This is a genomic window from Yersinia enterocolitica (assembly GCA_002082245.2).
Lineage (GTDB): Bacteria > Pseudomonadota > Gammaproteobacteria > Enterobacterales > Enterobacteriaceae > Yersinia > Yersinia enterocolitica_E.
Genome location: NBTC02000002.1, coordinates 2,859,151 through 2,882,085 on the forward strand (window position 1 = coordinate 2,859,151; position 22,935 = coordinate 2,882,085).

Below are 22,935 nucleotides of genomic sequence, written 5' to 3' on the forward strand. Positions count from 1 at the left end.
CAAGCTATGCATCATTATCAAATTATCCTTGCACAGCAGCTAAACGGCGCAATACATCCGCACCCGCATCAGAAAGGGCAACCAGACGGGCTTCACGCCCTTCAGCCTGATACGCCAAATGTAACTCTATATCGGCCCGAGGTAAGAACCCCTCACCTTGCTGTGGCCATTCCACCAGGCAAATTGCCCGCTCATCGAAATAATCACGAATACCCATAAACTCCAGCTCCTCAGGGTCCGCCAGACGATATAGGTCAAAATGGTAAACCGGTCTTGGAGTTAACGCATAAGGTTCAACCAAGGTATAAGTAGGGCTTTTAACATGACCAATGTGGCCAAGGGCCTGAAGGAAGCCGCGGCTGAAAGTTGTTTTTCCGGCACCTAAGTCACCGAACAGATAAATAACGCTAGCACCATTGAAGGCATGGGCCAAACTAGCCCCTAATGCAACGGTCGCTGCCTCATCAGGCAGAGGTAAAACGAGTTCTTTCATTCTGTGATATCTATCTTGCTAACTCAGGATTAACGTACTTCGGAATAACTGACAGTAAATCTGTTGCCAGTAAACCCCGGGTGCCTTGAACTTCAGCCAGTTTGTCTGCGGCAACGCCATGCACGACACAACCTGCACAGGCAGCATCATACAGCACCAGCTTTTGTGCTATCAAACTACCAATAATACCGGACAGAATATCCCCCATGCCGCCGGAGGCCATCCCTGCATTACCAACATCAGCAATCGCCATCTCGCCCTGCTCACTGGCAATCAGGGTACCAGCACCTTTCAATACCACCACACCACCATATTGTTTAACGATGTTTCGGGCCGAAAGTAAGCGGTCACTCTCAATATCAGCGACGCGACAACCAAGCAGACGAGCAGCTTCCCCTGGATGTGGGGTCAATACCCGATTCTGACGCCTATGTGGATTTAATGCCAGCAAGTTGAGCGCATCTGCGTCCCATAATGCTGGTTTATCACTTTGTTGCAATAAATTCAGAGCATTCCGGCCCCAATCGGACTGCCCTAACCCTGGACCGACAACCAGTACATCAGCCCAGCCAATACCTTGTTCAAGAGTTTCCGGCGTTAACTCTTGTACCATCAACTCTGGCCTTGCCGCCAGAATCGGTGCCACATGCTCAATGTGAGTGAGCACTCGCACCAAGCCAGCCCCACTGCGCAGAGCGGCTTCACCGGCCATGCGAATCGCACCTCCCAGCCCTTTATCTCCGCCCACTAGCAACAATCGGCCATGTTCCCCTTTATGAGCACAAGGGCGGCGTGGCTGTAGCCATTGCGGTAGGTGATCTGCAGTCATTCGCTCAATTTGTAGCGGTTGAGTGAGCAGCCATGCTGTCAGCCCCAAGTCATTGCAGTGTAAATGCCCCACCCAATCACGGGCCTGACCGGTGAGCAAACCCGGTTTCAGCGCGACAAAAGTCAGGGTGTGGTCTGCGCGAATAACAGATCCGGGAGCAGCACCACTGTCGGCACTGAGTCCAGAAGGAATATCCAAGGCAATCTTTGCGGCCCGATGGCGATTCGCGGTGTCAATCAGCGTAGCATAAACGCCTTGCGGTGCCGCTCGCAGGCCAATACCCAACAATGCATCAATAATCAAATCAACATGTTGTGGCCACGGTGTCTCAGGCTGGTGAATTATGCCACCTGCCGCCAACCATTGGGATTGCGCCTGATGCGCTTGTGCGGGTAATGGCCGATTGCCGGGGCAGGCAATAAGCGTAACATTCAGCCCCGCGGCTAATGCCCGATTCGCAACGATATAACCATCGCCACCATTATTACCGTGGCCACACAATATCAACCAGTGACGCGCCGCTGGGTACTGTTTACGCGCCAGTTCAAAGGCCGCATCGCCCGCTCTGACCATCAGATCAAACAACGTTAGAGAAAAGTGTGCCGCGGCCACGGCCTCGTTCTGGCGTACCCAGTCCGCAGAAAAAACAGAGTGTGGTAAGCTGACACCGATTTGTTTCTTACTATGGTCCGTCATGGCACACCCCCTCGATCTGAATCAATTAGCCCAACATATCAAGCAATGGGGGCAATCGCTAGGTTTCCAGCAAGTCGGTATCTGCGATACGGATTTGTCTGCGGAAGAACCGCGGTTACAAACTTGGCTTGATAAACAATATCATGGCGAGATGGCCTGGATGGCTCGCCACGGTATGCTGCGCGCGCGGCCCCATGAATTATTACCCGGAACCTTACGGGTGATTAGCGTGCGGATGAATTATCTCCCTGCCAAGGCTGCATTTGCCAGCACATTGAACAATGCTAAGTTAGGTTATGTCAGTCGCTATGCGCTGGGCCGTGATTATCATAAATTGCTGCGCCAGCGGCTGAAAAGATTGGGCGATATGATTCAGAGTTACTGTCTGGAGCAGGCTCACGGTGACATCAATTTCCGCCCATTTGTCGACTCTGCCCCCATTATGGAGCGGTCATTAGCTGCAAAAGCAGGGATTGGCTGGGTTGGTAAGCACTCACTGATTTTAAATCGTGATGCGGGCTCCTGGTTCTTTCTTGGCGAATTACTAATTGATCTGCCGCTGCCGATCGATAAGCCGCAAGAGGAGCAATGTGGCCGTTGCGTTGCCTGTATCACCACCTGCCCGACCGGCGCTATCGTTGCACCCTATACCGTTGATGCTCGCCGCTGTATCTCCTACCTGACCATTGAACTTGAAGGGGCGATACCAGAAGAATTTCGTCCACTAATGGGAAATCGTATTTATGGCTGTGATGATTGTCAGCTTATCTGCCCCTGGAACCGCTTCTCACAATTAACTGATGAGGAAGATTTCAGCCCACGCGCCGTGCTACACACGCCACAGTTATTGGATTTATTTGCCTGGAATGAAGAGAAATTTTTGCGGGTTACGGAAGGTTCAGCCATCCGCCGCATTGGTCACCTACGCTGGCTACGTAATATCTCGGTCGCACTGGGCAATGCCCCCTATCTCGACAGTATCGTATTGGCACTGGAAGCGCGCCGCGGGATTGATCCAATGTTAGATGAACATATTGAGTGGTCAATCTCACAACAATTGAAAAGACGGTCTACACTGATTGTGGATGTTCAATCGCCACAGAAAAAAAGGCTGGTGCGGGCTATTGAGAAAGGCCTACCACGGGATGCCTGATATCCCCCTTTACCTGAAACTATATGCTGTTTGGTATGGCTTTTTTTTATGTATTTTTATAATGAATGAACTCGGAGTTTTCCTGTGCATAAAAATAAAAACACCTTGGCAATCAAGTGCGAAAAAAAGCGCAAGTGATCGGTATAACGTTTTCACAGAAAAATATATATCGCTAAATCAAAGAGATATGAAAGAGGGTTGCGCAGTGGATAAAATATGAGCTGGATATAAAAAAAGCAGAATCTGTGGATAAGTCTGTTGACGAAGTTAATACATTGTATGTACAACGCGGCATGGCGCGTTATGTAGCTGTGGATAAAAATAATAGAATTGAATAAAAATTTTGGAGCGGGAAACGAGACTCGAACTCGCGACCCCGACCTTGGCAAGGTCGTGCTCTACCAACTGAGCTATTCCCGCATTGAGATGCTTTTGCACCCTGCTGTATGTGACAGCATTTGATATTTACTGCTTATTCAGAAATAAATTTTGGAGCGGGAAACGAGACTCGAACTCGCGACCCCGACCTTGGCAAGGTCGTGCTCTACCAACTGAGCTATTCCCGCGTCGCTGCCATACGTCATAACAACGTATCACTTATATTTCTGACTTCTGAACTAAAGCTGCTGTACTGCCGGTCACTATCTTTATGGTTAAAGATTGGAGCGGGAAACGAGACTCGAACTCGCGACCCCGACCTTGGCAAGGTCGTGCTCTACCAACTGAGCTATTCCCGCTTGGTGCCGTCTTACTTTTTACAACGTTTTCTACACTTAACTCGTACTAAATCGGTCTGCGCATGTTTGCGAATTCTTCATCGGTACGGGGTGCGCATTATACGAGAAATCCGTTTTGCCGCAAGCCCCTAAAAGCAAAAAAATCATTTTTTGGTTCAAGTGACGATTAAAACAGCAATGTGGCGTTTTTACCAGCGCCGGGCAAAGTATATACCTAAAGTTATTGAAACAGCAGGAGTGTAAGCGCGACTATCCCTGCTGCTTCAAGGCCGCAACAAAACCCCAAAGTCATTGGAGTAGCAGGTAGGCTGCCAGCAAACGCATCCCGATGAGTCTATTTATTTTAAGGTCAACGGGCAGTCAGTGATTCGGGTGAGCTAACGCAGCTAACACCCCTGCTACTTCAAGGCCGCAGGGGATCAAGATTGAATAAAATGCTCGCGGTAATAGGCAAGCTCAGCCACAGATTCACGGATATCGTCTAGTGCTTGATGGGTATTTTGTTTTTTGAAACCCGGCAGAATCTCTGGTTTCCAGCGGCGTGCCAGCTCTTTTAGCGTGCTGACATCCAGATAGCGGTAGTGGAAATAAGCTTCAAGCTCTGGCATATAACGGAACAGGAAGCGGCGGTCTTGGCCCACACTGTTACCACAGATAGGTGAAGCGCCCGCTGGAACCCACTGTTTCAAGAATTCAATGGTTTGTAATTCAGCATCACTATCACTAAATGGGCTGGCTTTAACCCGTTCCACCAAACCACTGCCGGTATGGGTACGCACATTCCATTCATCCATAAGCCCAAGCTGTTCATCCGACTGATGAACCGCCAATACTGGGCCTTCGGCTAGAATATTGAGATTAGCATCGGTGACCAGAGTGGCTATCTCAATGATCCGATCGCGCTCAGGATCAAGACCGGTCATTTCCAGATCGATCCAGATCAGATTATTTTGATTCTCTGCCATAATATTTCCTGCCTGTTAGCGGGTGAGACTACCGAACAAACGGTTAATTGATAAAATAATGTGTATCATAGCCCTTTTGGTCGCAACCAGCGATATACCCAAAGAAATTGGCGTTGCAGGTAGGTAGCAAGCAAACGAATCCCGATAAGATTACACCGATGCGGGGGAGTGAAGCGAGTAGCCCCAGCGGCTTCAAGTATGAAGGGTATTAATGCAGATTCAAGTGAGGCGCAGTGAGTAAGAATAAACTGTCGAAAGGTCAACAACGCCGTGTGCAGGCAAACCATCAGCGTCGGCTACGCACTGATAGAAAACCTGAGTTAGATGACTCTCAGCTTGGCGATGCGCAAGAAGGTATCGTAATCAGTCGTTTCGGCCAGCACGCCGATGTCGAAGCCACCGATGGTGTTCAACACCGTTGTAACATCCGCCGTACCATTAAATCACTGGTTACCGGTGACCGTGTGGTCTGGCGCCCAGGCTTGCAAGCTCAGGAAGGTGTGCGGGTTAAAGGCATTGTCGAAGCCGTACATGAGCGTACATCCGTGCTGACACGCCCTGATCTGTACGACGGCGTGAAACCGATCGCCGCAAATATCGATCAGATCGTGATCGTTTCGGCGATCTTACCTGAACTTTCTCTTAATATTATCGATCGCTATCTGGTGGCCTGTGAAACACTGGAAGTCGAACCGTTAATTGTGTTGAACAAAATCGATTTACTGGATGCCGATGGCCGTAAATTCGTTGATGGCATGATGGAGATTTACCGTCGCATTGGCTACAACGTGCTGGAAGTCTCAAGTCAAACCCGTGAAGGGATGGAAGCCTTTGAAAAGGCACTGGCTGGGCGCATCAGTATCTTTGCCGGTCAGTCCGGCGTGGGTAAATCCAGCCTGCTGAATGCCCTGTTACCACCAACGGATAACGAAATTCTGGTCAATACGGTATCGGGTAATTCAGGTCTGGGTCAGCACACCACCACCGCAGCCCGCTTATATCACTTCCAGCAAGGCGGCGATGTGATTGACTCACCGGGGGTGCGTGAATTTGGCCTCTGGCATCTGGCACCGGAACAAATCACTCAAGGATTTGTCGAATTCCGTGATTATCTCGGCCATTGCAAATTCCGTGATTGCAGCCATACCACCGATCCCGGTTGTGCACTGCGCGAAGCGGTAGAACAAGGCAAAATCGCTGAAGAGCGTTTCGATAATTACCATCGAATCCTGGAAAGTATGGAACAGGCGAAGCCGCGTAAGACATCTGATAGCGACGAGAAATGATGTCTCGATAGTCCTGTTGAACATGCTTTAGCTAAAAACTGTGGGCGCAGAAAGATATATACCCAGTGACTTCAAGATGCAGGTAGGCGGCAATTGAGCGAAGCCTCAGGAGCTTACTCAAGTAAGTGACTGGTGTGAGGCAGCCAACACCCCTGTATCTTGAAGGGCGACGGGTATTATGCGCCCCCTCATTAATTTTAATGTTTACCCAGAGGTCTACGTGCTGGACAGTATCAAAATCAGATTACAATATTTACTCCCAAAACTTGGCCTGACTCGTTTGGCAGGCTGGGGGGCAGATAAGCAAGGTGGCTGGCTGACCCAACTGGTGATCAAGGCATTTGCCCGCTACTACCATGTTGATATGAAGGAAGCCCAGGACCCTGAGTTCTCTGCTTATCGTTCGTTTAATGAGTTCTTTGTGCGCCCACTGCGCGCGGGTGTGCGCCCTGTTGTAGCGGAAGAAAACCTCTTGGCCCAACCTGCCGACGGCGCTATTAGCCAGTTAGGCGCAATTCATGACGGGCAAATTTTGCAGGCAAAGGGCCACAACTACACGCTGGAAGCCCTACTCGCCGGTAACTATATGTTGGCTGCTGAGTTCCAAAATGGCCATTTTGTCACCACCTATCTGGCTCCACGTGACTACCATCGCGTCCATATGCCGTGTGACGGTATCTTGCGCGAAATGATTTATGTGCCAGGTGATTTGTTCTCGGTCAATCCATTGACTGCGGCTAATGTGCCTAATCTCTTCGCACGTAATGAACGTGTTATTTGCATCTTTGATACCGCTTTTGGCCCGATGGCACAAATTCTGGTAGGTGCCACTATTGTTGGCAGCATAGAAACCGTCTGGGCTGGCACCATTACCCCGCCACGAGAAGGTGTGATTCGCCGATGGACCTATCCGCAAGCAGGAACTGAAGGCGCGGTAGTGCTGGAAAAAGGGCAAGAAATGGGCCGCTTTAAGTTAGGCTCGACAGTGATTAACCTGTTTGCTGAAGGTAAAGTCTATTTAGCACCACAGTTAAACAGTGGTTCTGTTACCCGCATGGGTGAAGTATTAGCCGAAGCCGTCCCTACTGCTATACCCTAAGTAATTCGAGTTGCAGTAAGGCGGCAAGCGAATAAACCCGATGAGTTGACGCTAGTCAATGATTCGGGTGAGCGAGAGCAGCCAATGCATATGCAGCTTGAAGTATGACGGGTATAAACGTAATCGATGTTAAGGAACCCTTACGTGCGCCTAATAATTTCTCGATTTTTTGGTAAATCACTCTCTTTTGGCCTGTTACTGTCATTTGTCATGCTGCTGTCTTTGCCGTTGCATGCGGCAACTCAGCCTAATGAAGATCAGCTCAGACAAGAGCTGAAACAGGCTGAAACCAATAAAGGGATGCCAAATCAGACCGAAATTGTTCAGGCGCTGCAATCGGCTCTTAGTTGGCTGGCGGATGCAAAAGAGTCTGATATCCGCGCCCAGCAGTATCAAAAAGCCATTGATGACTTCCCCAAACTGACCCGCGAGTTACGCCAGGAACTGGCGCAAGAAGGGGATAAACCCCTGCCCGTACCCAGTAACATGTCTACCTCCGAGCTGGAACAACAAGTGCTGCAAATCAGCAGCCAGTTGTTGGAATTAAGCCGTCTGTCGCAACAAGAACAGGATCGGGCGCGGGAAATCAGTGAATCCCTCAGCCAGTTGCCTCAGCAGCAATCAGAAGCTCGGCGAATTCTGACTGAAATCAGCACCCGCCTTCAGGCACAAAGTAACCCCGCCAATCCGGTCGCACAGGCACAGTTTGCATTACTACAAGCAGAAGCCGTGGCCCGTAAGGCTAAAGCCAATGAACTGGAGCTTTCTCAGCTCTCAGCCAACAACCGGCAAGAGCTGTCACGGCTGCGCGCCGAGTTATACAAAAAGCGTCAAGAACGGGTTGATGCTCAGCTCCAAACCTTACGTAATAATCTCAATAACCAGCGTCAGCAGGCGGCTGAACAGGCACTTGAGCGCACCGAGTTACTGGCGGAACAAGGGGGCGATTTACCTGAGTCAATCATCCAGCAACTGCAAATCAACCGCGAGCTATCCCAAGCGCTAAATCAACAGGCGCAACGCATTGATCTGATCTCTTCGCAACAACGGCAAGCGGTAGCCCAAACCCAACAAGTCCGGCAGGCTCTCAGTACTATTCGTGAACAGGCCCAGTGGCTGGGCGTTTCAACCGCACTGGGGGAAACACTGCGGGCACAAGTTGCAAGATTGCCTGACGTACCGAAATCTCAGCAACTGGATCGTGATATGGCGCAGTTGCGGGTTCAACGTCTGCAATATGAAGACATGTTGGAGAAGTTACAGCAGCAAAATGTCAAATTAAAGCAAAATGATGGTACACCGCTCACCACCGAACAGCAGCGGATCCTTGATGCTCAATGGCGCACACAGCGCGAATTGCTGAATTCTCTGCTGTCTGGCTATGACACCCAGATTCTAGAATTAACCAAGTTGAAAGTGGCCAACAGTCAGTTGGTGGATGCGCTAAGTGAAGTTCGCGAGGCCACTCACCGTTATCTGTTTTGGGTCGCAGATGTCAGCCCAATATCACTGTCTTACCCGATTAACGTTGCCCATGACCTGACCCGCTTACTGTCGCTGGATACACTTTCGCAGTTAAGTGGCGCGTTCGTCATGATGATGACCAGCCAAGAGACACTGCTACCGATCAGCGCAGCCTTGCTGTTTGTCGGTTTCAGTATCAGCTTGCGTCGCCACTATCATGCCTTCCTGGAGCGTGCTAGCAGCCGGGTGGGTAAGGTTACGCAAGACCATTTCTCCCTGACATTACGTACCGTTTTCTGGTCAATTCTGATGGCGCTGCCGCTACCAGTATTGTGGGCCGCGCTCGGCTATGGCCTGCAAAACGCTTGGTCATATCCGATGGCGATCGCCATTGGTAATGCCGTCACTGCCACCGTGCCAGTACTGTGGCTGTTTATGATAAGTGCCTCGTTTGCACATCCTCATGGCCTGTTTATCACCCACTTCCGCTGGTCACCGGCGCAGGTCGGGCGGGCAATGCGTTTTTATCGCATGTCAGTGTGGTTGATTATCCCATTGATGATGGCACTGATTACATTCGAGAATTATAATGACCGTGAATTCGCTGGTACCCTGGGCCGCCTGTGCTTTATTTTGCTGTGTGTTGCCTTAAGTCTGGTGACCAATAGCCTGAAACGAGCCGGTATTCCACTCTATCTGGATAAAAAAGGCTCGGGCGAGAACATCATTAACGTGGCGTTATGGGGGCTACTGCTATCTGCCCCACTGATTGCGGCATTGGCCTCGGCGCTCGGTTATCTCACCACCTCACAGGCGCTACTGGCGCGTTTGGAAACCTCGGTTGCCATCTGGTTCTTCTTGTTGGTGGTTTACCATATTATCCGCCGTTGGATGCTGATTCAGCGCCGCCGTATTGCTTTTGACCGAGCTAAGCAGCGGCGAGCCGATATTCTGGCGCAGCGCGCCCGCGGTGAAGAAGATACGCCGCACAATAACAGTACCGAAGGGTCCATTGATGTTGAGGAACCGGTCATTGATCTGGATGTGATCAGCGCCCAATCTCTACGTCTGGTGCGATCGATCCTGACGATGATCGCCTTGGTTTCAGTGATAGCATTGTGGTCTGAGATTCATTCAGCTTTTGGTTTTCTGGAAAATATTCGCCTGTGGGATGTGTCATCCACCATTAACGGTATTGAGTCGGTGCAGGCGATCACCATGGGATCACTGCTGATCGCTATTTTAGTGATGGTTGTGACTACCCAGCTAGTGCGCAACCTGCCTGCCCTACTGGAACTGGCGCTATTGCAGCATCTGGATCTGACGCCGGGGACGGGCTATGCCATCTCCACCATCACCAAATATCTGTTGATCCTGTTCGGCAGCTTGCTCGGTTTCTCTATGTTAGGGATCGAGTGGGCGAAATTCCAATGGTTGGTTGCCGCACTTGGTCTAGGTTTGGGGTTCGGTTTGCAGGAAATTTTTGCCAACTTTGTTTCTGGTCTGATCATCTTGTTCGAGAAACCGATCCGTATCGGCGATACCGTGACCATACGTGATCTCACCGGTAGCGTGACCAAAATCAATACCCGTGCCACAACTATCTCTGACTGGGATCGCAAAGAAATTATCGTGCCGAATAAGGCATTTATTACTGAGCAATTTATTAACTGGTCACTGTCGGATTCAATTACCCGTGTGGTACTCACAGTGCCGGCTCCGGCTGAAACCAGCAGTGAGGAAGTGACTGAGGTGTTACTTACTGCTGCACGCCGCTGTACCTTGGTATTGGATAACCCGGCACCCGAGGTCTATCTGGTTGATCTTCAACAAGGGATTCAGATTTTCGAACTGCGTATTTACGCCGCCGAAATGGGACATCGTATGCCACTGCGCCATGAAATCCACCAGTTGATTCTGGCCGGTTACCGTGAGCACGGCATTACTCTGCCATTCCCACCCTTCCAGGCTCGGCTGGAAACACTGGGGCGTGGCGCTGGCCGCACTATTACTTCAGGGCGCGGCCGCACACCGGGTAGCTTGTAAGTTAAGTTGACGTATCGATAGAAAAATGGCCTGACTCTGTGAAGAGTCAGGCCCAATAATCAGGAATATTACCCAAAGTCATTGGTGTTGCAGCAAGGCAGCAAGTTCATTAATCCCGATGAGCTTACATCAGTAAGTGATTCGGGTTCGTGAACGTAGCGAACACCGCTGCGGCGCCAAGGGCGAGGGGTTATTAAGCACGCCCTACTGGGAATGCGATAACCTCATCTAATCTTTCCGCCCCCAGCGCCAGCATCACCAGACGATCAACACCTAACGCCACTCCTGAGCAATCCGGCAAGCCCTGTTTCAAGGCGGCAATTAGGTTCATATCAATTGGGTTCTGCGGTAAACCCCGTTTGGCTCGAATGCGATTATCTTGCTCAAAACGTTGCAGTTGTTCATCACCATCAGTCAGCTCATGGAAACCATTCGCTAACTCAATACCTTTGAAGTAAACCTCAAAACGTTCTGCTACTCGGTGATCTTCAGTGCTGATCACCGCCAGTGAAGCTTGAGACGCGGGGAAATGATAAACAAAGGCGGGTTTATCGCGGCCAATGTGTGGCTCGACTCCGACGGTAAACAGCAGCTGCAATAGCGTATCGCGATCTTCTTCTGTATCGGCAATATTACTTAAATCCAGTTTTGCCGCGGCTTCACGCAATTGTGCTTTATCTGCCGACAATGGATCAATGTCTAAGTGGCGCAGGAATGCTTGCTGATAAGACAAGGTTTCAGCGCTATTACAATCCAGTATTTGCTGCAACAGGTCATCAACCTCATTCATTAAGCGATACATATCATAATGTGGGCGATACCATTCCAGCATGGTGAATTCAGGATTGTGATGACGGCCAGCTTCTTCATTGCGGAAACTGCGCCCCAATTGATAGATAGATCCACTGCCTGCCGCCAACAAGCGCTTCATGTGGTATTCCGGGCTGGTCATCATGTACAGCGTCATACCATCGGCAGCGCCCGGGCCAACAAACCGGGTTTGGAATGGGACTAAATGAACGTCCGTCACTGTCGCTTGGCTCATGGTTGGCGTTTCAACTTCTAATACGCCACGATCGGCAAAAAAGCGCCGGATCTCTGCCATTATTGCTGCGCGTTTCAACAAATTGGCGATAGGTGCACTCGGCTGCCAGCTTGCCGTTTCGCTCATGGTGGTTAACTCCGAAATCAAACAGGGGATGCAGTCTACTCGCATCTACTCACTCAGACAAATCTGTCACTCATCAGCCCGATTTTTGGCTTGAATTCAGCATTTCACGCTGCAAAAAAGACTTTAGCCCAGTAGATCCTGTTTGGGATCACGTTTTTGCTAGTAATGCGCCTGAGTAGGTTCAAATAAAACAAAACAATCGATCACATCAAATTTATAGCACTTAGCATTAGGTATAATTATTCCCATACAAAAAGTAAGAAATAGCTATTCTTAATACCATCATTCTGGTTAACGGCGAATAAGTTAGCCTAATAATAATTTAAAATTATATATTTTAATTAGATATCCAAAATAATTCGAGTTGCAGGAAGGCGGCAATTGAGTGAGTCCCGATGAGTTGACGCCAGTCAATAATTCGGGTGAATGAAAGCAGCCAACGCACATGTAGCTTGAAGTATGAAGGGTATTTCACTTGAACAATGGAGAAGCGCAGTGCAAACCTTTAACGCCGATCTTGCTATTATCGGGGCCGGAGGCGCTGGTTTACGTGCAGCAATAGCCGCAGCGGAAGCCAACCCCCAACTGAAGATTGCTCTGATCTCGAAAGTATACCCGATGCGTAGCCATACTGTGGCCGCCGAAGGGGGATCAGCCGCCGTCACACAAGACCACGATAGCTTTGACTATCATTTCAACGACACGGTAGCCGGTGGTGACTGGCTATGCGAACAAGATGTTGTTGACCATTTTGTCCACAGTTGCCCGCAAGAAATGGCACAGCTGGAAATTTGGGGCTGCCCATGGAGCCGCAAACCTGATGGCTCGGTTAACGTTCGCCGCTTTGGTGGGATGAAAATTGAGCGCACCTGGTTTGCTGCCGATAAAACCGGCTTCCATATGCTGCACACACTGTTCCAGACATCTTTGAAATACCCACAAATTCAACGATTTGATGAGCATTTCGTGTTAGATATTCTGGTCGATGACGGTCAGGCACGTGGCGTAGTTGCCATGAATATGATGGAAGGCACCCGTGTACAAATTCGTGCGAACGCGGTAATCATGGCGACCGGTGGCGCAGGCCGAGTTTATCGTTATAACACCAACGGCGGTATTGTTACCGGTGATGGTATGGGGATGGCATTCCACCACGGCGTTCCGCTGCGAGATATGGAATTTGTGCAATATCACCCAACTGGCCTGCCAGGTTCTGGCATCCTGATGACCGAAGGTTGTCGTGGTGAAGGCGGTATTCTGGTCAATAAAGACGGCTACCGTTATTTGCAGGATTATGGGATGGGACCAGAAACCCCACTCGGTGAACCCAAAAACAAATACATGGAATTAGGCCCACGCGATAAAGTTTCGCAAGCCTTCTGGCATGAATGGCGTGCTGGCCGCACCATCGCCACGCCACGTGGTGATGTGGTCTATCTGGATCTGCGCCATTTGGGCGAGAAAAAACTGCTTGAGCGCTTGCCGTTCATCTGTGAACTGGCAAAAGCTTATGTCGGTGTCGACCCAGTCAAAGAACCCATCCCAGTGCGTCCAACTGCGCATTACACCATGGGTGGTATCGAAACCAACCAACAGTGCGAAACCCGTATCAAAGGGCTGTTCGCGGTAGGTGAATGTTCTTCTGTTGGCTTACATGGCGCTAACCGCTTAGGTTCTAACTCACTGGCTGAGTTAGTGGTATTTGGTCGTGTTGCCGGTGAACAAGCAGCAGCGCGTGCCATGGAAACCGGCCCGGCAAATGGCAGTGCGCTAGATGCACAAACCCGTGATGTGGAAACCCGCCTAAGTAATCTCATGAAACAGGAAGGGACCGAGAATTGGTCTAAAATCCGCGATGAGATGGGTCTGTCAATGGAAGAAGGTTGTGGTATTTACCGCACACCAGAACTGATGCAGAAAACGGTGGATAAACTGGCCGAGTTGAAAGAGCGCTTCAAACGCGTGAAAATCACCGATACCTCCAGTGTTTTCAATACTGACTTGCTGTACACCATTGAGCTGGGTTACGGCTTGGATGTGGCTGAATGTATGGCCCACTCTGCACTTAACCGTAAAGAATCCCGTGGCGCGCATCAGCGTCTGGATGAAGGCTGCACCGAGCGTGATGATGTTAATTTCCTCAAACACACGCTGGCCTTCCATACTCCGGGTGGCGCCCCACGCCTTGAATACAGCGACGTTAAGATTACCAAGCTGGCACCGGCAAAACGTGTTTATGGTGGCGAAGCCACCGCACAAGATGCAAAAGATTTGAAGGATAAGGAGCAGGCGAATGACTGATATGAAACTCCTGAAAATGGAGGTCATGCGCTATAACCCAGAAAGTGATAGCGAACCTCACTTCGAAACCTTTGAAGTACCTTACGATGAGCAGACCTCTCTGCTTGATGCATTAGGCTACATCAAAGATAACCTGGCACCGGACCTCTCTTATCGCTGGTCTTGCCGAATGGCGATTTGCGGCTCATGCGGCATGATGGTCAATAAGGTTCCAAAACTTGCCTGTAAGACTTTCCTACGCGAATACACTGGCGGAATGAAAGTCGAAGCACTGGGTAACTTCCCGATTGAACGTGATTTAGTCGTTGATATGACTCACTTTATTGAGAGCCTGGAAGCTATCAAGCCTTACATTATTGGTAACGAGCGGAAACCGCAAGACGGCCCGAATAAGCAGACTCCGGCTCAGATGGCGAAATACCATCAGTTCTCCGGCTGTATTAACTGTGGCTTGTGCTATGCCGCTTGCCCGCAGTTTGGCTTGAATCCTGAGTTTATCGGCCCGGCAGCTATTACCCTGGCGCACCGTTACAATTTAGATAACCGTGACCACGGTAAAAAAGAGCGTATGCCACAGCTTAACGGTAAAAATGGTGTTTGGAGCTGTACCTTCGTTGGCTACTGTTCTGAAGTTTGTCCGAAACACGTTGATCCGGCTGCTGCTATCCAACAAGGCAAGGTCGAGAGTGCTAAAGACTTCATGATCGCCATGCTTAAACCACAATAAGGGAGGGGAGACAGTAATGACTACTAAACGTAAAGCTTATGTCCGTACCATGGCCCCAAACTGGTGGCAGAAGCTCGGTTTCTACCGCTTTTATATGGTGCGCGAAGGTACATCGATTCCGACAGTATGGTTCAGTGTTCTGTTGATTTACGGCGTGTTCGCGTTGAAAAGTGGCCCGGCGGGGTGGGAAGGCTTCGTTGGTTTCCTGCAAAACCCACTGGTGTTACTGATCAATATTATTACGTTATTGGCCGCTGTGCTACATACCAAAACCTGGTTTGAACTGGCACCGAAAGCCGCCAATATTATCGTTAATAGCGAAAAAATGGGTCCAGAGCCAATTATCAAGGCACTGTGGGTTGTGACTGTCGTGGCTACCGCGATTATTCTGGCCGTTGCCTTACTCTAACTCGGAGGAGAACAAGATGAATCAAGTCCCTAAACGCTCCGATGAACCTATCTTCTGGGGTCTGTTTGGCGCGGGTGGTATGTGGAGTGCAATTATTGCGCCGGCGGTAATTCTGCTGGTTGCCATTTTGCTGCCGCTGGGTGCCTTCCCTGGTGATGCGTTGAGTTATGAGCGTATTCTGGCATTCTGTCAGAGTTTCATTGGGCGGACCTTCCTGCTGCTGATGATTATTCTGCCACTGTGGTGCGGTTTACACCGTATCCATCACGCCATGCATGATTTGAAAATCCATGTCCCTGCCGGGAAATGGGTATTCTATGGTCTGGCAGCCATTCTGAGTGTGGTCACTATCATCGGTGTCCTGACGCTGTAATTATTCATGCCTAATCTGCGGCCTGCTCTTTAGCGGGCCGTTTTTTTTCCGCACTCAGCTAATAACTCAGATTCATCTATTTGCGCCCCTGATAACTGATAGCTATTCTCAACCATAGAGTAATTATCAGAAAACTAAGGAACGCCAATGCGCCTGTGGTCAAAACTATCCGTATTAACTGCAACTCTGCTCTCGGTCGCCTGTAGCGTGACCCCGCCTAAAGACGTGAAAGTGGTTGATAACTTCCAACTCCCTCGCTACCTCGGCACCTGGTATGAAATAGCCCGGTTGGACCACTCTTTTGAACGTGGATTGGAGAGGGTCAGCGCTAATTACACGCCACGAGATGATGGTGGTGTAAAAGTCATTAACCGGGGTTATAACCCGCAGAAGCAGCAATGGCAGGAGAGTATCGGCAAAGCCTATTTTATTGGTTCCCCCCAACAAGCCTCGCTTAAAGTGTCATTCTTTGGGCCTTTCTATGGTGGCTATAATGTCATTGATTTAGATGATAAATATCAGCATGCCTTAATTGCCGGCCCTAATCGGGATTATTTGTGGATTTTATCCCGTACGCCAACGATCGATACTCAGACCCGCGATCGTTTGGTTGCCGTAGCGAGGAATTATGGTTTCCCGGTTGATAAGTTGATATGGGTTAAGCAGGAAGGGCCGAGCGCAGAGATTAAAAAGTAATAATGCTGTGTTTTAGCCTTCAATCTGTAACAGCAGATCGAACTATAACCCGATCTGCTGTTCATTCCGCGAGCGCTAAAGGAAATCCCTTGTTATGACGCCAACTTCAAGCCGATAATTCCAGCTAAAATTAGCCCCAAGCTAAACACCCGCGCCAAACTGGCAGACTCCCCAAGCAGGGCAATACCTAAAATAGCAGTACCTACCGCACCAATACCGGTCCAAACCGCATAGGCCGTGCCTGCTGGTAACGTTTTCATGGCATAGGCCAACAAAAAGACACTGACCGCCATCGCTACCAGAGTGATAACACTGGGGGTCAGCCGCGTAAAACCATGAGAATACTTCAGGCCAATAGCCCAAATAACTTCTAATAAACCAGCAATAACCAGAATAATCCAAGCCATGGTAACCACCTCGCTCAGGCGGGGTCGTCCCCGAAAAACAGATGCGTGCCCAGGTCGTCCCGAACAGCATAAAGGTAAGAGGGATACGTTATCACGCTAAATAATAAGCAGCAATATTATGGCCGATCAAAAACAAATCCGGCGGCAATCGCCGCCGATAAGAATATAAACAGACGTTTATTCAGCGCTACGTTCAATCGCACTACCTGCACTTTGAACATCTTTGCCAACACCTTTCGTGGTGTTGCAGGCGCTCAATGAAGAGATAACCAACAATGAAAAAATAATGGCGATGCTTTTCTTTAACATTATAAAGGTTCCTTATAGGGCATTTGGCTTACTCACCTTATAAGGATAGTCAAAAAAACAGCATTGCACTTTTTCCGACTCAATTAACAGCACTACAGTGCGCTATCGATAAAACCCACATCCGACAGGCCCAGATAGCAGAAAACCGCGTTTAAGCGGTTTTCTTTCATTCCCAGCGCATCTTATTTATTAAGACTTACTTAACGCGAGAAACATATTCGCCAGAGCGGGTATCAACTTTGATAACTTCGCCAACCTGTACGAATAATGGCACTTTGACCACGGCACCGGTACTCAGAGTTGCAGGCTTACCACCGGTACCGGCAGTGTCACCTTTTAGACCTGGGTCAGTGTCAGTGATTTCGAGTTCAACAAAGTTTGGTGGGCTGACAGCGATAGGCTGACCATTCCACAGAGTCACGATACATTCAGCCTGATCAATCAGCCATTTGTCGTTATCGCCAATGGCTTTGGCATCAGCTTGCAACTGCTCGTAAGTCTCGTTATTCATGAAGTGCCAGAACTCACCGTCGTTGTACAGGTAAGTCAGGTTCAAATCGTTAACGTCTGCGCCTTCGGCTGAGTCGGTAGATTTAAAGGTTTTTTCAACGCGTGAACCGGTCAGCAGGCGGCGCATCTTAACACGAGCAAAAGCTTGGCCTTTGCCTGGTTTTACGAACTCGCTGGCTTCAACTGCATAAGGCTCGCCCTCGAACATGATTTTAAGACCGGGACGAAAATCGTTGCTATAATAAGTGGCCATAATGGTCCTCAAGAAACTGGTAGTTAAGCCTAAAAAATGGCAAGTATTGTAACCCGAAACATGCCAATTAGAGAAGATTGGTTGCAACAACTCGCCGATGTAATTACTGATCCGGCCGAATTGCTAAGAATTCTTTCCTTAAATGAACACCCCAACCTGCAACAAGGTATTGAGGCTCGTCGTTTATTCCCTCTCAGAGTACCTCGCGCTTTTGTTGCGCGTATGCGGCTGGGAGATCCGTCTGACCCATTATTGCTTCAGGTGCTGACCGCACGCGAAGAGTTTATCGCAGTACCCGGTTTTACCAATGACCCGCTTGATGAACAACGCAGCGTCGTACCCGGCTTGTTGCACAAGTATCGCAACCGCGCACTGCTGCTGGTAAAAGGCGGCTGTGCCGTCAATTGCCGCTATTGTTTCCGCCGCCATTTCCCTTATCAGGATAACCAAGGCAACAAAGCCAATTGGCATCAGGCACTGGATTATATCCGCCAGCACCCAGAGCTAGACGAGATCATCTTTTCCGGCGGTGACCCGCTTATGGCGAAAGACCACGAGCTCAGTTGGTTGCTGGATGAGCTGGAAAACATATCTCACATCAAACGCTTACGCATCCATACCCGGTTACCGGTGGTTATCCCTGACCGTATCACTGCGGCGCTATGCCAGCGGCTGGGTGATACTCGATTACAAGTGCTAATGGTTACACATATAAACCACGCCAATGAAATCGATCAGCCTTTGCGGGACAGTATGGCACAGCTCAAACGGGCGGGTGTAACCCTCTTAAATCAGAGTGTGCTGTTGCGAGGGGTCAATGATGATGCCGAGGTATTGGCAACATTAAGCAATGCCTTGTTTGATGCTGGTATTCTGCCTTACTACATTCATGTACTGGATAAAGTGCAAGGTGCGGCTCACTTTATGGTCGATGATGACGAAGCACGGCTATTAATGAAAGGTCTGCTAAGCCGCGTATCCGGTTATTTGGTTCCCCGTTTAGCACGGGAAATCGGCGGTGAACCGAGCAAGACCCCGCTGGATCTCCGATTGATGCAGGATGAATAATTCGGGTGACAAATCTGCCGGGAGCAGATTTGAACGCGGCTTGCAGCGGCTTTGTAGAGGCGAGGTCCATGAATGGGCCGAGTAACGAGTGCAGCCAGAAAGATGACGGCTGTAACAAGCAGGGGATGCCATGGCATCCCCTGCTTTATTTAAATTCTTGCTTGAGCTATCAAGGGCACTTATAAACTTCACCAACCATTTTGCTATCCAGTGGTGCAAAGCTTGATAAGAAGGTTTCGCTCGGGCTGGTAGCACCGTAAATTACGTTGCCGCCCATTGCTGCTGCTTTATTACGTAGGTCATTTGCTGCCCCACGCATAGAACTGCTTTCACCGCCACCACCTGAGAACCAGTTACTCTGAGTACCAGCCACCTGGCCGACCAACTGACATTCAGCACCAGGCTTCGTATCAGAGAATTTCACTTGCTCACCCGCCGAACTTAATTGGTTAGTGGAGCTACAACCCGCCAGCAACAGCGCTGCTGAAAGGCCAAGTAACACTTTAATCCGCATTTTTTTCCCCATTCGAAGTTGAGAATCACGCTAAAGATTACCAGAAAGCACCGCTGCCGCTTAGGCATCCGTTGCCGAAATTATCCAAATACTCGATGTCGAGCCTGATGGTTAATGATTAACAGTTTACACATTAAATTACTGCCACGACTAAAAAAAGTCCTGCAATCATCACACTGAATGAAATAAAACCGCTTTTATGATGGTTGGTTACGAAATTTGAACCAGAAAAGACTGAGTATAGGATAACACGGAGTAGCGTTATGGCAGATTTTGGTGGCAATAGATAAAACAAAAGCGAGCAGGTCACCCCACTCGCTTTCATCAACAGCTTGTCCCTTTTGCTACCAATCTAATGGCAGCTCAAAGGTTGGCAGCATTACATCATGCCGCCCATGCCGCCCATACCACCCATGCCGCCAGCGCCCATATCACCGCCTTTGTCATCACGTGGCAGGTCAGTGATCATGCACTCGGTAGTGATCATCAGACCAGCAATAGAGGCTGCGTACTGCAGAGCAGAACGAGTCACTTTAGTTGGATCCAAGATACCCATCGCGATCATGTCACCGTATTCTTCGGTATAAGCGTTGTAGCCGTAGCTGCCTGAACCCGCTTTAACGTTGTTCGCGATAACAGAGGCTTCTTCACCGGCGTTAACCACGATCTGACGCAGTGGAGATTCCATCGCACGCAGAGCAACTTTGATACCGACGTTCTGGTCTTCGTTATCACCTTTCAGACCCGATTTAGTGATAGCAGATGCAGCACGAATCAGTGCAACACCACCACCAGCCACTACGCCTTCTTCTACTGCCGCACGGGTTGCGTGCAGAGCATCTTCAACGCGTGCTTTCTTCTCTTTCATTTCAACTTCAGTTGCGGCACCAACTTTGATAACGGCAACGCCGCCAGCCAGTTTAGCGACACGCTCTTGCAGTTTTTCTTTGTCGTAGTCAGAAGTCGCATCTTCAATTTGCTGACGGATCTGAGTAACACGACCCTGGATTGACGCTTCGTCGCCTACGCCATCGATAATGATAGTGGTATCTTTATTGATAACAACGCGTTTTGCCTGACCCAGATCTTCCAGAGTGGTTTTTTCCAGTTCCAGACCGATCTCTTCAGAGATAACAGTACCACCAGTCAGTGTCGCGATGTCTTGCAGCATAGCTTTACGACGGTCGCCGAAGCCAGGTGCTTTAACCGCTGCAACTTTAACAATACCGCGCATGGTGTTAACCACCAGGGTCGCCAGGGCTTCGCCTTCAACGTCTTCTGCGACAATCAGCAGTGGTTTACCGGCTTTCGCTACCGCTTCCAGCACTGGCAGCATTTCACGGATGTTAGAGATTTTCTTGTCAGCCAGCAGGATGAATGGGCTTTCAAGTTCAATAGAACCGGTTTCTGGTTTATTGATGAAGTAAGGAGACAGGTAACCACGGTCAAACTGCATACCTTCAACTACGTCCAGCTCGTCTTGCAGGCCTGAACCTTCTTCAACGGTGATAACGCCTTCTTTACCGACCTTTTCCATCGCTTGAGCGATAAGCTCACCTACGGTGGAGTCAGAGTTGGCAGAGATAGTCCCTACCTGAGCGATAGCTTTAGAATCAGAGCAAGGTACAGACAGTTTTTTCAGCTCTTCAACAGCAGCGATAACTGCTTTGTCGATACCGCGCTTCAGGTCCATTGGGTTCATGCCGGCCGCAACTGCTTTCAGGCCTTCAGTGATAATGGATTGAGCCAATACAGTTGCAGTAGTGGTACCGTCACCCGCAGCGTCATTCGCTTTAGAGGCAACTTCTTTAACCATCTGTGCACCCATGTTCTCAAACTTGTCTTCCAGTTCGATCTCACGCGCAACTGAAACACCATCTTTGGTGATAGTTGGAGAGCCAAAAGACTTGTCCAGAACTACGTTACGGCCTTTCGGGCCTAGGGTCACTTTCACTGCATCAGCAAGGATGTTTACGCCGCGTAGCATTTTGATGCGTGCGTCGTTACCGAATTTTACGTCTTTAGCTGCCATTGGTATTTCCCTTAACTCGTTCAGTTCAGAAGATTAGAGAGCGTGAATTACGCTTCAACAATTGCCAGAATGTCGCTTTCGGACATGATCAACACTTCTTCATGGTCGATCTTCTCTGACTTCACGCCGTAACCATCGTTGAAAATAACGACGTCGCCTACTTTCACATCCAGCGGCTTGATTTCGCCGTTATCCAGGATGCGACCATTGCCGACTGCCAGTACTTCACCACGAGTAGATTTACCCGCTGCAGTGCCAGTCAGAACGATGCCGCCAGCAGATTTGGATTCAACTTCTTTGCGCTTGACGATAACGCGGTCATGCAATGGACGAATTTTCATTGATAGCTCTCCTATGAGAAGGTCCGTATCAGATTTAGGATTAATATCGGTATGCCTTCATAACCGATACCGTGACATTCTAAGTGGGGGCAGCCTCTCATCCCTTCAAGGGAGACGACAAAAAAAATTTCACTTTTTTTCACCCTGAGCAGGAAGATTCTCATCCCCAGGTGGCCTACCCACCACAGAAAGCCCTGTGATTTACTTTATAAATTTATGATTAATAAACAGGCTATTAGAATAAGCCCACAACTTACTTCTCATCTTTGAAACGATTATCTGTAGGTTTATCATCCTCATCGGGATGATGCTCTACGGTGAAGTGGTCATCAGCTTTGCGCTGAAACTCACCATCAAAGGTATTGCCACCGCCCATTGGGCCAGTACCATTGTGAGTAAAACCGCCACCACGATAAATATTCAGATGTGGCATCAGTTTTAGCGTTAACGATTTTTGAATCGGTGGTAATAGCAGCAACAAACCGAGGAAGTCGGTGAAGAAGCCGGGGATCAACAGCAAGAAGCCAGCCAAGATCAGCGACACACTTTTAACCATCTCCGCCGCCGGGCTTTCCCCGGCAGCCAGTTTTTGCTGCATCTGCATAAAGGTTTTTATCCCCTGGTTACGCACCAGAGAGATCCCCACACAGGAGCTAAGGATCACCAACAGCAGGGTAACCAACACACCCAATACAGCTGCAACCTTGATAAATATCGATATTTCTATATATGCCAATAAAAATATCAGCGCTAACGGTAACCAACGCACCGCATTCTCCTTATTCCAATCATTCAGTATCCCTCATCAGGTAAACCTGCCTGACAGATACCATGAAAACCTTGACCCGGCTGATGCTAACACGCCATTTCCCCTCGATTAGCGGATTGCAGCGTCAGCTCCCCCTTCAACGTGGGTCGACTACAGTAAAATGGTGATGGTTGGCTCTATTTTCAAGTTGCAGCCATACTTTTATTACTAATTAATCTAACTGTGAGAAGAATCACAGATATCAGATCATCTCGATTAATTCCGACCATATAGTGATCTCAGTTCAA

General features: G+C 49.3%; 23 protein-coding genes and 3 tRNA genes. 12 read left to right on the forward strand and 14 right to left on the reverse strand.

Going from position 1 to position 22,935, the window contains the following annotated elements; all coding sequences use genetic code 11:
• Positions 1 to 22: 22 nt before the first annotated feature.
• Positions 23 to 493 carry a tRNA (adenosine(37)-N6)-threonylcarbamoyltransferase complex ATPase subunit type 1 TsaE gene (locus A6J66_014555; protein ID PNM25294.1) on the reverse strand — a complete coding sequence of 157 codons (471 nt, stop codon included), beginning with the start codon at positions 491 to 493 and terminating at the stop codon, positions 23 to 25.
• 10 nt (positions 494 to 503) lie between these two features.
• Entirely contained in the window at positions 504 to 2,018 is a 1,515-nt protein-coding gene (locus A6J66_014560; GenBank protein ID PNM25295.1) for a bifunctional ADP-dependent NAD(P)H-hydrate dehydratase/NAD(P)H-hydrate epimerase, read from the reverse strand.
• On the opposite strand from A6J66_014560, the gene queG reads away from it, so the two are divergent.
• Both queG and A6J66_014570 read left to right on the forward strand, forming a co-directional pair.
• Complete coding sequence (gene queG, locus A6J66_014565; protein PNM25296.1) at positions 2,017 to 3,171, forward strand: tRNA epoxyqueuosine(34) reductase QueG; 1,155 nt, start codon at positions 2,017 to 2,019, stop codon at positions 3,169 to 3,171. The genes A6J66_014560 and queG overlap by 2 nt on opposite strands.
• Complete coding sequence (locus tag A6J66_014570) at positions 3,164 to 3,391, forward strand: hypothetical protein (GenBank protein ID PNM25297.1); 228 nt, start codon at positions 3,164 to 3,166, stop codon at positions 3,389 to 3,391. Before queG ends, A6J66_014570 begins: the two co-directional genes overlap by 8 nt.
• A gap of 124 nt (positions 3,392 to 3,515) precedes the next feature.
• Here A6J66_014570 and A6J66_014575 read toward each other — a convergent pair.
• The 4 genes from A6J66_014575 to A6J66_014590 form a co-directional block, all read right to left on the reverse strand.
• Positions 3,516 to 3,591: transfer RNA gene (locus A6J66_014575), tRNA-Gly, on the reverse strand.
• Between the two features lie 70 nt (positions 3,592 to 3,661).
• Positions 3,662 to 3,737 (reverse strand) — tRNA-Gly (locus tag A6J66_014580).
• Between the two features lie 95 nt (positions 3,738 to 3,832).
• Positions 3,833 to 3,908 (reverse strand) — tRNA-Gly (locus tag A6J66_014585).
• Between the two features lie 419 nt (positions 3,909 to 4,327).
• Positions 4,328 to 4,873: an oligoribonuclease gene (locus A6J66_014590; GenBank protein ID PNM25298.1), complete on the reverse strand. Its 546-nt coding sequence runs from the start codon at positions 4,871 to 4,873 to the stop codon at positions 4,328 to 4,330.
• Positions 4,874 to 5,106: 233 nt separating this feature from the next.
• Here A6J66_014590 and A6J66_014595 point away from each other — a divergent pair, with 233 nt between their 5' ends.
• The 3 genes from A6J66_014595 to A6J66_014605 all read left to right on the forward strand — a co-directional run bounded on the left by A6J66_014595 (position 5,107) and on the right by A6J66_014605 (position 10,768).
• Positions 5,107 to 6,159 carry a small ribosomal subunit biogenesis GTPase RsgA gene (locus A6J66_014595; protein PNM25299.1) on the forward strand — a complete coding sequence of 351 codons (1,053 nt, stop codon included), beginning with the start codon at positions 5,107 to 5,109 and terminating at the stop codon, positions 6,157 to 6,159.
• 220 nt (positions 6,160 to 6,379) lie between these two features.
• On the forward strand, positions 6,380 to 7,258 hold the full coding sequence (psd, locus tag A6J66_014600; GenBank protein PNM27024.1) for a phosphatidylserine decarboxylase: 879 nt from the start codon (positions 6,380 to 6,382) through the stop codon (positions 7,256 to 7,258).
• 126 nt (positions 7,259 to 7,384) lie between these two features.
• Positions 7,385 to 10,768: a miniconductance mechanosensitive channel MscM gene (locus A6J66_014605; protein ID PNM25300.1), complete on the forward strand. Its 3,384-nt coding sequence runs from the start codon at positions 7,385 to 7,387 to the stop codon at positions 10,766 to 10,768.
• A 193-nt stretch (positions 10,769 to 10,961) separates the two neighbouring features.
• On the opposite strand, the gene A6J66_014610 is transcribed toward A6J66_014605, so the two are convergent.
• A complete protein-coding gene (locus tag A6J66_014610; protein PNM25301.1) occupies positions 10,962 to 11,939 on the reverse strand; it encodes an elongation factor P--(R)-beta-lysine ligase in 978 nt (325 codons plus the stop codon).
• 495 nt (positions 11,940 to 12,434) lie between these two features.
• On the opposite strand from A6J66_014610, the gene A6J66_014615 reads away from it, so the two are divergent.
• The 5 genes from A6J66_014615 (at position 12,435) to A6J66_014635 (ending at position 16,445) form a co-directional block, all read left to right on the forward strand.
• Complete coding sequence (locus A6J66_014615) at positions 12,435 to 14,240, forward strand: fumarate reductase (quinol) flavoprotein subunit (GenBank protein ID PNM25302.1); 1,806 nt, start codon at positions 12,435 to 12,437, stop codon at positions 14,238 to 14,240.
• Positions 14,233 to 14,967, forward strand: a complete 735-nt coding sequence (locus tag A6J66_014620; GenBank protein ID PNM25303.1) for a succinate dehydrogenase/fumarate reductase iron-sulfur subunit — start codon at positions 14,233 to 14,235, stop codon at positions 14,965 to 14,967. The genes A6J66_014615 and A6J66_014620 overlap by 8 nt, the downstream gene beginning before the upstream one ends.
• Positions 14,968 to 14,983: 16 nt before the next feature.
• The gene (locus A6J66_014625) at positions 14,984 to 15,376 is read left to right on the forward strand and encodes a fumarate reductase subunit FrdC (protein ID PNM25304.1); all 393 of its coding nucleotides are present in this window, start codon (positions 14,984 to 14,986) and stop codon (positions 15,374 to 15,376) included.
• Positions 15,377 to 15,392: 16 nt separating this feature from the next.
• Complete coding sequence (locus A6J66_014630; protein ID PNM25305.1) at positions 15,393 to 15,749, forward strand: fumarate reductase subunit FrdD; 357 nt, start codon at positions 15,393 to 15,395, stop codon at positions 15,747 to 15,749.
• Positions 15,750 to 15,896: 147 nt separating this feature from the next.
• Positions 15,897 to 16,445 (forward strand): hypothetical protein, encoded by a 549-nt coding sequence (locus A6J66_014635; GenBank protein PNM25306.1) that lies wholly within the window; start codon positions 15,897 to 15,899, stop codon positions 16,443 to 16,445.
• A gap of 92 nt (positions 16,446 to 16,537) precedes the next feature.
• On the opposite strand, the gene A6J66_014640 is transcribed toward A6J66_014635, so the two are convergent.
• The 3 genes from A6J66_014640 to efp form a co-directional block, all read right to left on the reverse strand.
• A complete protein-coding gene (locus A6J66_014640) occupies positions 16,538 to 16,852 on the reverse strand; it encodes a quaternary ammonium compound-resistance protein SugE (protein ID PNM25307.1) in 315 nt (104 codons plus the stop codon).
• 177 nt (positions 16,853 to 17,029) lie between these two features.
• Positions 17,030 to 17,161, reverse strand: a complete 132-nt coding sequence (locus A6J66_014645) for an entericidin, EcnA/B family (GenBank protein ID PNM25308.1) — start codon at positions 17,159 to 17,161, stop codon at positions 17,030 to 17,032.
• A 196-nt stretch (positions 17,162 to 17,357) separates the two neighbouring features.
• Positions 17,358 to 17,924 carry an elongation factor P gene (gene efp, locus A6J66_014650; GenBank protein ID PNM25309.1) on the reverse strand — a complete coding sequence of 189 codons (567 nt, stop codon included), beginning with the start codon at positions 17,922 to 17,924 and terminating at the stop codon, positions 17,358 to 17,360.
• Between the two features lie 36 nt (positions 17,925 to 17,960).
• On the opposite strand from efp, the gene epmB reads away from it, so the two are divergent.
• Both epmB and A6J66_014660 read left to right on the forward strand, forming a co-directional pair.
• Entirely contained in the window at positions 17,961 to 18,992 is a 1,032-nt protein-coding gene (epmB, locus tag A6J66_014655; GenBank protein PNM25310.1) for an EF-P beta-lysylation protein EpmB, read from the forward strand.
• A gap of 5 nt (positions 18,993 to 18,997) precedes the next feature.
• Positions 18,998 to 19,177: a hypothetical protein gene (locus A6J66_014660; GenBank protein ID PNM25311.1), complete on the forward strand. Its 180-nt coding sequence runs from the start codon at positions 18,998 to 19,000 to the stop codon at positions 19,175 to 19,177.
• On the opposite strand, the gene A6J66_014665 is transcribed toward A6J66_014660, so the two are convergent.
• The 4 genes from A6J66_014665 to A6J66_014680 all read right to left on the reverse strand — a co-directional run bounded on the left by A6J66_014665 (position 19,162) and on the right by A6J66_014680 (position 22,648).
• A complete protein-coding gene (locus tag A6J66_014665) occupies positions 19,162 to 19,506 on the reverse strand; it encodes a DUF4156 domain-containing protein (protein ID PNM25312.1) in 345 nt (114 codons plus the stop codon). The two genes, A6J66_014660 and A6J66_014665, sit on opposite strands and share 16 nt — an antisense overlap.
• Positions 19,507 to 19,885: 379 nt before the next feature.
• Positions 19,886 to 21,538 (reverse strand): chaperonin GroEL, encoded by a 1,653-nt coding sequence (gene groL / locus A6J66_014670; GenBank protein PNM25313.1) that lies wholly within the window; start codon positions 21,536 to 21,538, stop codon positions 19,886 to 19,888.
• Between the two features lie 47 nt (positions 21,539 to 21,585).
• Positions 21,586 to 21,879: a co-chaperone GroES gene (groES, locus tag A6J66_014675; protein PNM25314.1), complete on the reverse strand. Its 294-nt coding sequence runs from the start codon at positions 21,877 to 21,879 to the stop codon at positions 21,586 to 21,588.
• 253 nt (positions 21,880 to 22,132) lie between these two features.
• Positions 22,133 to 22,648, reverse strand: a complete 516-nt coding sequence (locus A6J66_014680) for a membrane protein FxsA (GenBank protein ID PNM25315.1) — start codon at positions 22,646 to 22,648, stop codon at positions 22,133 to 22,135.
• Positions 22,649 to 22,935 lie beyond the last annotated feature (287 nt).

Excerpts from the sequence above, each read along its gene's own strand:
- queG (PNM25296.1), top strand. The coding sequence starts at position 2,017 with ATGGCACACCCCCTCGATCTGAATCAATTAGCCCAACATATCAAGCAA.
- efp (PNM25309.1), bottom strand. The coding sequence starts at position 17,924 with ATGGCCACTTATTATAGCAACGATTTTCGTCCCGGTCTTAAAATCATG.
- groES (PNM25314.1), bottom strand. The coding sequence starts at position 21,879 with ATGAAAATTCGTCCATTGCATGACCGCGTTATCGTCAAGCGCAAAGAA.
- A6J66_014555 (PNM25294.1), bottom strand. The coding sequence starts at position 493 with ATGAAAGAACTCGTTTTACCTCTGCCTGATGAGGCAGCGACCGTTGCA.
- A6J66_014560 (PNM25295.1), bottom strand. The coding sequence starts at position 2,018 with ATGACGGACCATAGTAAGAAACAAATCGGTGTCAGCTTACCACACTCT.
- A6J66_014625 (PNM25304.1), top strand. The coding sequence starts at position 14,984 with ATGACTACTAAACGTAAAGCTTATGTCCGTACCATGGCCCCAAACTGG.
- A6J66_014590 (PNM25298.1), bottom strand. The coding sequence starts at position 4,873 with ATGGCAGAGAATCAAAATAATCTGATCTGGATCGATCTGGAAATGACC.
- groL (PNM25313.1), bottom strand. The coding sequence starts at position 21,538 with ATGGCAGCTAAAGACGTAAAATTCGGTAACGACGCACGCATCAAAATG.
- A6J66_014610 (PNM25301.1), bottom strand. The coding sequence starts at position 11,939 with ATGAGCGAAACGGCAAGCTGGCAGCCGAGTGCACCTATCGCCAATTTG.
- A6J66_014630 (PNM25305.1), top strand. The coding sequence starts at position 15,393 with ATGAATCAAGTCCCTAAACGCTCCGATGAACCTATCTTCTGGGGTCTG.
- A6J66_014605 (PNM25300.1), top strand. The coding sequence starts at position 7,385 with ATGTTAAGGAACCCTTACGTGCGCCTAATAATTTCTCGATTTTTTGGT.
- A6J66_014635 (PNM25306.1), top strand. The coding sequence starts at position 15,897 with ATGCGCCTGTGGTCAAAACTATCCGTATTAACTGCAACTCTGCTCTCG.
- epmB (PNM25310.1), top strand. The coding sequence starts at position 17,961 with ATGGCAAGTATTGTAACCCGAAACATGCCAATTAGAGAAGATTGGTTG.
- A6J66_014570 (PNM25297.1), top strand. The coding sequence starts at position 3,164 with ATGCCTGATATCCCCCTTTACCTGAAACTATATGCTGTTTGGTATGGC.
- A6J66_014665 (PNM25312.1), bottom strand. The coding sequence starts at position 19,506 with ATGCGGATTAAAGTGTTACTTGGCCTTTCAGCAGCGCTGTTGCTGGCG.
- A6J66_014620 (PNM25303.1), top strand. The coding sequence starts at position 14,233 with ATGACTGATATGAAACTCCTGAAAATGGAGGTCATGCGCTATAACCCA.
- A6J66_014640 (PNM25307.1), bottom strand. The coding sequence starts at position 16,852 with ATGGCTTGGATTATTCTGGTTATTGCTGGTTTATTAGAAGTTATTTGG.
- A6J66_014645 (PNM25308.1), bottom strand. The coding sequence starts at position 17,161 with ATGTTAAAGAAAAGCATCGCCATTATTTTTTCATTGTTGGTTATCTCT.